The following is an 11,590-nucleotide window of genomic DNA, read 5'->3' as shown; positions in this document are numbered from 1 at the left end:
GCTGCTCAGCGCCTCGGGCGCAGGGCGGGCCTGGCCGGACCCGCCTGGGGCAGGGCGCAGGCGAGCGCCTCGACGGTGGGCGCGTCGAACAGGGAGCGGATCGGCAGCTCGGCGCCCAGTACGGTCCTGATGCGGCTGACGAGCTTGGTGGCGAGCAGCGAGTGGCCGCCGAGGTCGAAGAAGCTGTCGCCGACGCCGACCTCGTCGAGGCCGAGGATCTCGGCGAACAGCCCGCACAGCGCCTTCTCCTGCGCGGTGCGTGGCGCCCGCCCGCCCGCCGGGCCGAAGTCGGGGGCGGGAAGCGCCCTGCGGTCGACCTTGCCGTTCGTGGTGACCGGCAGGGCGTCGAGCACGACGACGATCGGCACCATGTACGCGGGCAGGCGCCCGGCGACGTGTTCGCGCACGTCTTCCGGTGCGGCGTCGCCGGTCACATAGGCGACCAGGCGTTTGTCGCCTGGCCGGTCCTCGCGGGCCAGGACGACCGCCTGGCGTACCGAGGGGTGTTCGCCGATCACGGTCTCGATCTCGGTGAGCTCGATGCGGAAGCCCCGGATCTTGACCTGGTCGTCGGCCCGGCCGAGGAACTCGATGTCGCCGCCCGCGTTCCAGCGCACGACGTCGCCGGTGCGGTACATGCGGCCGGGGGCGTACGGGCAGGCGACGAAGCGTTCGGCGGTCAGGCCGGGCCTGGCGACATACCCTCTGGCCAGGCCCTCGCCGGAGATGTAGAGCTCGCCGGGCACGCCGACCGGCACCGGTCGCAGGCCAGGGTCGAGGACGTACACGCGGGTGTTGTCCATCGGGCGGCCGATCGACAGCCGTCCGGGCCCCGCCTCCAGCTGGGTCGCACACAGGGTCGTCTCGGTCGGGCCGTACAGGATCCTGACCGTGATGCCGGGATGGGCCGCGCGCACCCGGCGCACCGCGTGCGGCGAGACCACGTCGCCCCCGGTCAGCACCTCCCGCACCCCGGCGAACGCGTCCGGGTCCTCCTCGGCGACCACCCGGAACAGCCCCGCCGTCACGTGCACGTGTGTCAGGCCGTGCTCCTTGACCAGCGACCGTATCGCCGCCGCGTCCACCTGTCCGGGCGGCGCGAGCACCACCGTGCCGCCCGACAGCAGCGGCACCCAGAGCTCGTAGGTGGAGGCGTCGAAGGCGTGCGGCGCGTGGAAGAGGATCCGCTGCGGGTACGGCCGGCTCCAGCACCTGTTGGCGATCAGGTCGAGCACGTTCCGGTGAGTGATCGTGATGCCCTTGGGCGTTCCGGTGGAGCCGGAGGTGTACATGACGTAGGCGGTGTGGTCGGGGTGTGTCGTGGTGGTGGTGATCGGCTGTCCGGACGGTGGTGGCGGTGCGCCGTGGAGGTAGGCCGGGGTGTCGAGCTCCGGGGAGGGCCGGTCGGTGACGAGGAGGGGGACGCCCGCGAGGGTCTGCCGGAGTCTGTCGAGCGGGTGGGTGGGGTCGAGGGGGAGGTAGGCGGCGCCGGTCTTGAGGATGGCGAGGATGGTGGTGACGAGGTCGGGGCCGCGTTCCATGAGGATGGCGACGGGGGTGTCGGGGGTGAGGGGGGCGAGGGTGCGCAGGTGGTGGGCGAGGTCGGTGGAGCGGGCGTCGAGTTCGGCGTAGGTGAGGCGGAGGTCGTGCGAGGCGAGTGCGATCGCGTCGGGGGTGCGGGCGGCCTGGGCGGCGAACAGCTCGTGCAGGGTGGTGTCGGTGCGCACCGGGGTTGCGGTGTCGTTCCACTCCACGAGCAGGCGTTCGCGTTCCCGCGGGGAGAGGATGTCGAGCTCGGCGATCGGCAGGTCCGGCTCGTCCGCGACGGCTCGCAGCACTCTGACCAGGCGCTCGGCCAGCGTGACGACGGTGTCGTGGTCGAACAGGTCGCGGGCGTACTCGATCATCCCGGTCACGCCCTGCGCCTCGGCGAAGTTGAACGCCAGGTCGAACTTGGCGATGTCCAGGTCGAACGGGTACTCAGCGCAGCCGAGCCCGGCGAACCCGGCCGGGAGCGGCGTCTGGCTGTTCATCGTGATCAGCGTCTGGAACAGCGGGTGCCTGGCCGGGACACGGGCCGGGTTGAGGTGCTCGACGAGCCGTTCGAAGGGCACGTCCTGGTGGGTGTAGGCGTCGAGGTTGGCGGTCCGGACGCGCTTGAGGACGTCGGTGAAGGTGGGGTTGCCGGACAGGTCGGTGCGCAGGACGAGGGTGTTGACGAAGAACCCGACGAGGTCGTCGAGCGCCTCGTCCGTCCGCCCGGCGATCGGGGTGCCGAGCGGGATGTCGGTCCCGGCTCCGAGCTTGGCGTAGAGGGTGGCGACGGCCGCCTGCAGCAGCATGAACAGGCTCACCTGGTGCTCGCCCGCCAGCCTGCCCAGGCTGGCGTGCAGCTCGGCGTCCACCTCGAACGGCGCGTTCCCGCCCCGATGCCCGGCCCGGCCCGGCCTCGGCCGGTCGTAGGGCAGGGCCAGCTCTTCGGGCAGGTCGTCGAGCGCCCCCCGCCAGTGCGTGAGCTGTGCGTCCATGAGGTCGTCGAGCAGGTCGCGCTGCCAGAGGGCGTAGTCGGCGTACTGGACCGGCAGTGGCTCCCAGTCCGGCGCCCGGCCGTCCAGTCGCGCCCGATACGCCGTGGCCAGGTCGTCGAACAGCGGTCGCAGCGACCAGCCGTCGCCCGCGATGTGGTGCAGCAGCAGGAGCAGGACGTGCTCGCCCTGCGACTGCGACAGCAGCCAGGCCCGCAGCGGGACGTCCACCGCGATGTCGAAGACGTGCTCCACCGCGATGCGCTCGACCGCCGCCCGCGCATCGGCGCAGACGTGGACGTCGAGCAGGGGACGCGCGTCCTCGACGATCCGCTGCCCCGGCAGCCCCTCGACCGAGGGGAAGACCGTGCGCAACGCCTCGTGCCTGGCCACCACATCGCCCAGCGCCGCCCGCAGCGCATCGGCGTCGACCCGGCCGTCGAGCCTGACGGCCAAGGGCGTGTTGTACAGCGCGCTCGGCCCTTCGAGCTGCTCGACGAACCAGAGCCGCTGCTGGGCGTACGACAGCGGCACGTGCTCGGGCCTCGCCACCGGCCGAAGCGCCGGACGCACGGCCGCGCCCTGCGCACCGGCCAGGTAGCGGTCGAGCCCGGCGACGTCGGGATGCTCGAACAGGGCCTTGATCGGCAGTTCGACGTCGAGCACGCTCCGGATGCGGCTGACCAGCTTGGTGGCCAGCAGCGAATGGCCGCCCAGGGCGAAGAAGCCGTCGTCGACCCCGACGCGTTCGACGCCGAGCACCTCGGCGAACAGGGCGCACAGCAGTTCCTCACGCGGTGTGCGCGGCTCGCGTCCCTCGGCCGTCCCCAGGCCGGGTGCGGGAAGCGCCCGGCGGTTCACCTTCTGGTTGGCGGTCATCGGCAGCGCGTCCATGACGACCACGACCGGCACCATGTACGCCGGGAGCCGCCCGGCGACATGCGCTCGCACGTCTTCCGGTACGGCGTCGCCGGTCACATAGGCGACCAGGCGTTTGTCGCCCGGCCGGTCCTCGCGTACCAGGACGACGACCTGCTGGACCGAGGGGTGTCCGGCGACGACCGTTTCGACCTCGCCCAGTTCGATGCGGAACCCTCGGATCTTGACCTGGTCGTCGGCGCGTCCGACGAACTCGATGTCGCCGCCCGCGTTCCAGCGCACGACGTCGCCGGTGCGGTACATGCGGCCGGGGCCGTACGGGCAGGCCACGAAGCGTTCGGCGGTCAGGCCTGGCCGTCCGGCGTAGCCCTGGGCGAGTCCCGCGCCGCCGATGTAGAGCTCACCCGCGACGCCCACCGGGACGGGCTGGAGGGCGGTGTCGAGGATGAAGGTCTGGGTGTTGTCCATCGGCCGGCCGATGGGGGGTACGGCTGGGTAGTCGAAGGGGCGGCGCACCGGGTGGTCGGTGGCGAAGGTGGTGGTTTCGGTGGGGCCGTAGACGTGGACGAAGGTGAGGTCGGGGCAGCGTTCGACGGCTCGGCGCATGGCGGTGACCGATCCGGCTTCGCCGCCGCTCCAGACCTCGCGCAGTCCGGCCAGCGGGTGTGAAGGGTGTTCGGCCAGCAGGTTGAACAGGGCCGTGGTGAAGAAAGCGGCGGTGGGGCGTTGTTCGATGAGCAGGGCGCTCATGGCGTCGAGGTCGAGCTCCCCAGGGGGTGCGATGAGGACCTGGCCGCCCGACAGCAGCGGCACCCACAGCTCGTAGGTGGAGGCGTCGAACGCGAGCGGCGAGTGCAGCAGCACCCTGCGGTGCGCCTCGGCCCGGAACCGCCGGTCGGCGGCCAGCGCCACCACGTTGGCATGGGTGACCGCGACACCCTTCGGCACGCCCGTCGAGCCCGAGGTGAACATCATGTACGCCCGGTTGCCCGGCAGCACACGGACCGGCGGCCTGGCGGGAGCGAGGGCGGCGTCGTGCACGCGCAGGGTCCGGACGCCGTCGTGGCCGGTCAGGCGGTGGGCCTCGTGCGCCTCGTCGACCAGCAGCAGCCGGGCCCCGGCCTCGGCCAGCATGCGATCGAGGCGTTCGAGGGGATGCCTGTCGTCGAGCGGCACGTACAGGCCGCCCGCCTTCAGCACGGCCAGCAGGGCGACCACCTGCTCGGGCGAGCGGCCGACCAGCATCGCGACCGGCGTCTCCGGGCCCGTTCCGGCCTCGGCCAGCCGGTCGGCCAGGCGTTCGGCGCGTTCGTCGAGCTCGGCGTAGGTGAGCCGGAGGCCGGGGGAGACGAGCGCCACCGCGTCGGGCGTGCGGGCGGCCTGCGCGGCGAACAGCTCGGGCAGGCTGCCGTACGGCACGGGGCACGCGGTGTCGTTCCACGCGCCGAGCACCTGGGCGCGTTCCTGCGGCGTCAGCACACCGGCGCGGCCGATCGGCGAGGCGGGGGCGTCCAGCAGGTGGCCGAGCAGCCGTTCGAACCGGCCGAGCAGGGTCATGGCCTGCTCGGCGGTGAACGCCGACGGCTGGTGGTCCAGCTGCAGGCCGAGCCGCTCGCCGGGCGTCACGGCCAGCACGAGCGGGTAGTGCGCGCTGTCGGCGTCGTCCAGGAGGCGCACGTCCAGGACGCCGTCGAGGCCGAGCGGACCGCTGTCGGGGTAGTTGCCGTACACGACGACCGTGTCGAACAGCGTGCCGACGCCCGCGCATCGCTGGATGTCGGCCAGGCCCAGGTGCTGGTGCTCCAGCAGGTCCGCCTGCTCGGCATGCAGCCGGGTCAGCAGATCGGCCCAGCTCTCGGCCGGACGCACGAGCGCCCGTACCGGCACGGTGTCGATCAGCAGGCCGACCATGCGCTCCACACCGGCGATCTCGTGCGAACGCCCGGATACCGTCATCCCGAAGGCGACGTCGCCCTGCCCGGTCAGCCTGGACAGCAGCACCGCCCACACGGCCTGCAGTACGGTATTGGCCGTCACGCCGCTCGCCCTGGCCAGTGCGGCCAGCCGCTCGCCCGTCCCGGCGGGCAGCTCGGTCCGCAGCCGTCCGGGCAGCTCACCGGCCCGCACTCCGGGCGCCACCAGCGTCGGCTCCTCGAACCCGGCCAGCGCCCGGCCCCACGCCCGCTCGGCCGCCGCCCGGTCCCGCGTGCCCGTCCAGGCCACGTAGTCGCGGTACGGCGTGCGCGGCGGCAGCGCCGACTCCTCGCCCGAGCTCGCGTACAGGGCCCACAGCTCCTCGGCGAAGATCGGCATGGACCAGCCGTCGAGCAGGATGTGATGCGCCGAGACGACGAGCCTGTGCCGGCCCGGCGCGAGCCGCAGCAGCAGCCAGCGCACCAGCGGCGGCCTGGCCGGCTCGAACCTGCGCGCACGCTCCTCCCGCACGATCTCCGCCACCCGCGCCTCGGCATCGGGCTCGTCCGACAGATCGGCCTCGGTGAACGAGGCCCGCACGCCGTCCACCACGACCTGCAGCGTCGAGCCGTCGCCCGCCTGATGGAAGGCGACCCGCAGATTGGGGTGGCGCTCCAGCAGGGCGTCGGCCGCGGCCCGCAACCGGGCGGGCTCCAGCTCTCCGGTCAGGTCGAAGCCGCACACGGCGGTGTAGACGTCGGCGCCGTCGCGCTCGTAGTCGGAGTGGAAGGCGATGCCGCGCTGCGTCGAGGAGGCGGGCCACACGTCGGCGACCACACCGGGCGCGTGGCAGGCGGCCAGCGAGTCGAGATCGGCCTGACGCACGGCGACGAGCGGGAAGTCCGAAGGCGTGTGCACGGGCGCGCCCGCACGCGCGGTGTGCTCGACGACACCGCGCAGGGCGGCGAACCACGCCTCGGCCAGTTCGCCCGTCTCGCGCTCGTCCAGCAGGTCGCCCGCCCACGTCCACTCGGCCAGCAGCACCGGCCCTTCGGGGGTGTCGAGCGTGAGGGCGTCGAGGCCGAGCGCGTGCGGCAGCGCCATCCCGGGCTCGCCGCCCTCGCCCAGCAGGTCGGCGCCGGCCAGCCAGTCGGCCTGGGTCACGCCGTCCAGGGGGAAACGGCCGAGGTAGTTGAACTCGATCTCGGGGTCGCGCCTGGCGGCCAGGATCCCGGCCGTGTCGGGGTTGAGGTACCTGAGCAGGCCGTAGCCGATGCCGTGGTCGGGGATCGCCCGCAGCTGCTCCTTGACCCGCTTGACCGCCTCGCCGACGCCCGGCCCTCCGGCGAGCACGTCGGCCCAGCTCACCCGGCCCGGGTCGAGCCTGACGGGGAAGACCGAGGTGAACCAGCCCGCCGTACGCGACAGGTCCGCGCCGTCCACGATCTCCTCGCGGCCGTGCCCCTCGACGGAGACCAGCACCGGCGCGCGGCGGCCCCGCCAGTGCCCGAGCGCGAGGGCGAACGCCGTCAGCAGCACGTCGTTGACCTGCGCGTGGAAGGCGGCGGGCGCCTGGGTCAGCAGCGCCTCGGTGAGCCCGGCGGGAAGGGCCAGCCTGAGCGAGCCCCCGGTGGCGTGGGTGTCGAGCGCGGGGTCGAACGCCCGCGCGCCGAGCGGGAGGTGCGGGGTGTCGAGGATCTCGGTCCAGAGGGGGAGCTCGGCCGTTCGCGAGGGCGTGAGCGCCTCCTGGCCGAGCCGCGTCGCCCACCGGCGGAACGACGTCGGCACCGGTTCGAGCTCGGCCCCGCCGACGGCGGCCAGCAGGTCGGCCTGGAGGATGCGCCACGACACGCCGTCGACGACCATGTGGTGCACGACCAGCAGCAGCCGCCTGTTGTGCCTGACCGCGCGCACGACGATCCCGGCCTCCGGCCGCAGCCGTGCCCGCGCCTGCCGCGCCGCCCGCTCGTAGTCCGCCCTGGTCCTGACGACCTCCAGCACGTCACCGGCGCGCACCGCGCCCTGCGGCTCGACGGTCAGCGTCCACGGCCGCACGTCCAGGGGAGAGGTACGCAGCCGCAGCACGTCGTGCCGGTCGAGCACGGCCTGCACTGCGGCGGTCAGGCGCTCGGCGCCGGTACGCGGGGGCAGAGTCAGCGTGATCGACTGGTGGTAGCCGTCGAGCGGGCCGCGCTGGTCGGCCAGCCAGGCGACGATGGGAGTCGCGGGCACCTCGCCGAGGTTCGCGCCCTCCTCCTCGGCCACGGCGGGACGCTCGTCGACGGTGGCGGCGAGCCTGGCCAGCGCCGTCACACTGGCCGCCGTGTAGACGTCGCGCGGGGTGATGCGCAGCCCGGCCCTGCGGGCCTCGGACACGAGCTGGATGGCGGTGATCGAGTCGCCGCCGAGCTCGAAGAACGACTCCTCGACGCCGACCGAGGCCAGGCCGAGCACCCGGCGGTACAGCTCGCACAACACGCGCTCCGGCTCGCTCGCCGCCGTACGGCCGCTCGCCCGGCCGCCGAAGACCGGCGCCGGCAGTGCCTTCCTGTCGACCTTGCCCGAGGTGGTGAGCGGCAGCGCGTCCATGACGACGAACGCGGCGGGCACCATGTGGTGCGGCAGGCGTCTCGCGCAGTGCTCGCGCAGGGCGGCGGGGTCGGCGTGGCCCACGACGTAGGCGGCCAGGTACCTGCGGCCCGGTTCGTCCTGGCGGGCGAGCACGGCGGCCTGCCGTACGGACGGGTGGGTGCACAGGGCCGCTTCGACCTCGCCGGGTTCGATGCGGAAGCCGCGGATCTTCACCTGGTCGTCGACGCGGCCGACGAACTCCAGCTGGGCGTCCGGGCGGACCCTGACCAGGTCGCCGGTGCGGTACATGCGCTCGCCGGGCTCGCCGTACGGGCAGGCGACGAAGCGCTCGGAGGTCAGGCCGGGCCTGCCGACATAGCCTCTGGCCAGGCCGGGGCCCGCGATGTACAGCTCGCCCTCCTCGGCCGGGCGCAGGGCGGCGTCCAGGACGTGCAGGCTCGTGTCGCGGCACGGCAGGCCGATCGGCGGTTCCTCGCGGCCGGTCAGCGGGCCGCTCATGGTGGCGGTCACGGTGGTCTCGGTCGGGCCGTAGCCGTTGATCAGCGTGTGCCTGCCGCTCCAGCGGGCGACCAGCTCACGGGAGGTCGCCTCGCCGCCGACCGTGATCGTCCGCAGCGTGGGCAGCGGCACGTCAGGCAGGGTGGCCAGCATCGCGGGCGACAGGTCGGCATGCGTGACACCGAACCGCCCGATCAGGCCGGCCAGCTCCTCGCCCACCATCTGGCTCTGCTCGTCCGGCAGGACCAGAGCGGCGCCGACGGCGAGCGCGGTGAGGATGTCGGAGACGGACACGTCGAAGCTCAGCGACGCGCCCTGCAGGACGCGGGAGGTCGCGTCGATGCCGGTCTGCGCCGTGTGGGTGGCCAGCAGCGAGGCCAGCCCGGTGTGGGTGACGGCCACGCCCTTGGGCGTTCCGGTCGAGCCCGAGGTGTAGATGACATAGGCGGTGTTGGCCGGGCCGAACGGGCGCACCGGGTACGGCGCGGCGGCCGTCAGGTCGTCGGCGAGCAGGACGGGCAGGCCGCAGCCGGGCAGGGCGGCGGCGTGCTCCGCCGTGGTGAGGACCAGCTTCGCCGCCGAGTCGGCGAACATGTGCAGGAGCCGTTCGGCCGGGAGGGAGGGATCCGCGGGCAGCCAGGCCGCCCCCGTCTTGGCGATCGCGTGGACGGCCGTGATCGCCGTGACCGAGCGCGGCATCGCCAGGGCGACGACGTCCTCGGCGCCGACGCCCAGCGCCGCGAGCCGCCCGGCCAGCCGCCCGGCCAGCCGGTCGAACTCGGCGTAGGTCACCCGTACGCCGTCGGCCGTCAGCGCGACGGCGCCCGGCGTCCTGGCCGCCTGGGCCTCGATCAGCCCGGACAGTGTCGCCAGGGTCGTCCGCCGCCTGGCCAGCGGGCTCACACCACCAACCGCAGACATGCGGTCCCTCCTTCGGCTTGCCTTGTCGGCGTTCGTCAGTTGCTTTCCATGGCGGCGATCAGGCTCTTGGGCCGCATGTCGGTCCAGGACCTCTCGATGTGCTCCAGGCAGTCCTGGCGTGCGGCCTGGCCGAATACCACGTTCCAGCCGTCGGGCACGGGGCTGAAGGCGGGCCAGAGCGAGTGCTGGCCCTCGTCGTTGACGAGTACGAAGTACGCGGCGCTGGGGTCCTCGAACGGGTTGACCATGACGGGTCGCCTCTCTCACATGGCTAGGACGTAGAACAGGTTGGAGCGGGCAGGAGGCCTGACCGCGGGGGCGCCGAGGCGCGCGAACACGTCGCGGGCCAGGGCGGGCAGGTGGTCGGCGAGGTAGAAGTGCCCGCCGGGGAAGACCTGGGCGGAGAACTCACGCCCGGTCGCACGTGACCACGCGGCGACGCCGCCCGGGTCGACGCCGGGGTCGTCGCTGCCGTGGTAGGCGCGGACCTGGCAGTCGAGCGCGGTCGTGGCCGGTTCGGTGTAGCGGTCGAGCAGCCGGTAGTCGGCCCTGATGGCGGGCATGACCAGCTCGCGCAGCTCCAGGTCGTCGAAGACGCGCATGTCGGTGCCGCCGAGCTGTCTGATCCGTTCGATGAGCGCCGCGTCGTCGGCGTCGCCGAGGCCGAGCCGTGGGGCCAGCCAGGGCGCCTGGCAGCTGGAGGCGAACAGCGCCCGCAGCGTGATGCCGTACCACTGCGACACCCGCGCGGCGACCTCGTAGGCGACCAGCGAGCCCAGGCTGTGGCCGAAGAAGGCCAGCGGCGCGTCGTCGAAGCGCGCGCATGCCCTGGCGATGGCGCCCGCCAGTTCGTCCATGTCCTCGGCGAAGGGGTCGCCCAGTCGTTCCTCCCGGCCGGGATAGCGGACCGCGAGGAGTTCGACGCCTTCGGGTAACACCGATTTCCAGCCGCGAAAGTAACCGGCGGACCCACCCGAGTGGGGGAAGCAGACCAGCCTGACGTCCGGTCTCGGCACTCGCTTAATCGCGTGGAACTGACGCTCGGGCGTGGCAACTGAGTTCACCGGCCGCATGACGCGTCCTTTCGGGCTGGAGGGGTTGCTTTCCGTCGGGGGGACGGCATGGCGGGGAAACACACGGCGTACAACCGCGCCGGCGGAAAGGGCTTTCTGCGCGCACGGCGGCAGAATGTTCGTCTGAGTAATGGCGGTTGGTATGCGCGGCCTGTCAATGAGTGACCGCCGTCACTGATCATTCAGGCGGATCTGGCGCAGAAGTGAATGCTGGATCCGGCGGTATAAAGTCCCGGCCGAATCGGGGGTGTGACGGGAGGGGCGAGGGGGGTTCGGGCCGCCGGGAGGGGACGCCGTGCGGCCGGATCGTGCCTGGTCCTGCAGTGTGCGGAGGGGTGTGCGGCCTACTGCCAGCCGGTGCCGCCGTTGGCCAGGACGTGCGTGACGCCGGAGGGGGAGGCGGCGGGGGCGGTGACGGCGGAGCCGACGGCCAGGGCGGCCAGGACGGTGGCGACGAGGAGGGCGGCGGCGCTTGCGGGCAGGGCGAGGCGAGTACCGAACATGATGGGAGTCCTGTCGTGAAGACGAGCCTCAAGGCTCAAGGTGGGCGGTCGGCGCCTCGTCAGGCCGCCTTCCAGGTGCTCATCCCGGGGTGCTGAGACCAATCTTCACTGCCGTTTCGCCTGCTCGGAAGGGGTTCGGCCTGGCCGCTCTATGCCGTGGCCGGAACCGTTCAGCGCGACGGGTCCCCGGCCTCGCCCATCGGGGACTCGCTCTCGACCAGCCGTTCGTAGTACGGCGCCACCAGCGGCACCTGCGCTCCGACCTGCTCCCATTCGCGCAGTTCGGAGTGGGTGGCCAGGGCACGGCGCACGACGGCCGCCGCCTGCCGTTCGGCCTGCTCCAGCCCGTCGGCGCCGATCACCACCCCGAGCACCGGGTACGGGCGCGCGTGCGGGTGCGCGGTGACGTGCTCGACGCGCTCGCCAGGCGCGGCCGAGGCCAGGACGCGGGCCGCGCAATCGGCCGGCAGGCCGGTTCCGGCCGCCGATCTGATCTGCACGTGCACGAGGTACATCGGTGCCAGCTTTCTAGTCGCCCAAAATTCAGCCGTTGACTACTACAGGGAGAGATATGTCATGAAAACTCAAAGTTTTTGGCGAATTGCGCCTTGCTATCCCGCTTGCCGCTCTGCCAATATTCCGGTCAACGGCGATGTTTGATCCAAAAGGAAACGCAGGTGCTTAC

5 protein-coding genes are annotated in these 11,590 nt (G+C 72.8%); all 5 read right to left on the bottom strand.

The features are described 5' to 3' along the window. Window positions 1-5 precede the first annotated feature (5 nt). The 5 genes from ACTWNK_RS24120 to ACTWNK_RS24100 all read right to left on the bottom strand — a co-directional run bounded on the left by ACTWNK_RS24120 (window position 6) and on the right by ACTWNK_RS24100 (window position 11,420). The gene (locus tag ACTWNK_RS24120; protein ID WP_474306748.1) at window positions 6-9,329 is read right to left on the bottom strand and encodes an amino acid adenylation domain-containing protein; all 9,324 of its coding nucleotides are present in this window, start codon (window positions 9,327-9,329) and stop codon (window positions 6-8) included. Window positions 9,330-9,364: 35 nt separating this feature from the next. Then, window positions 9,365-9,577: an MbtH family protein gene (locus tag ACTWNK_RS24115; RefSeq protein WP_474306747.1), complete on the bottom strand. Its 213-nt coding sequence runs from the start codon at window positions 9,575-9,577 to the stop codon at window positions 9,365-9,367. 15 nt (window positions 9,578-9,592) lie between these two features. Further along, on the bottom strand, window positions 9,593-10,345 hold the full coding sequence (locus tag ACTWNK_RS24110; protein ID WP_474306746.1) for a thioesterase II family protein: 753 nt from the start codon (window positions 10,343-10,345) through the stop codon (window positions 9,593-9,595). Between the two features lie 401 nt (window positions 10,346-10,746). Then, window positions 10,747-10,905, bottom strand: a complete 159-nt coding sequence (locus tag ACTWNK_RS24105; RefSeq protein WP_474306745.1) for a hypothetical protein — start codon at window positions 10,903-10,905, stop codon at window positions 10,747-10,749. A gap of 170 nt (window positions 10,906-11,075) precedes the next feature. Continuing rightward, window positions 11,076-11,420: a hypothetical protein gene (locus tag ACTWNK_RS24100; RefSeq protein ID WP_474306744.1), complete on the bottom strand. Its 345-nt coding sequence runs from the start codon at window positions 11,418-11,420 to the stop codon at window positions 11,076-11,078. Between the last annotated feature and the right edge of the window lie 170 nt (window positions 11,421-11,590).

The organism is Nonomuraea sp. IBHARD001 (assembly GCF_056106265.1).
Note: the sequence above shows the minus strand (reverse complement) of the source record. Positions and strands in the feature narration are given on the sequence as shown.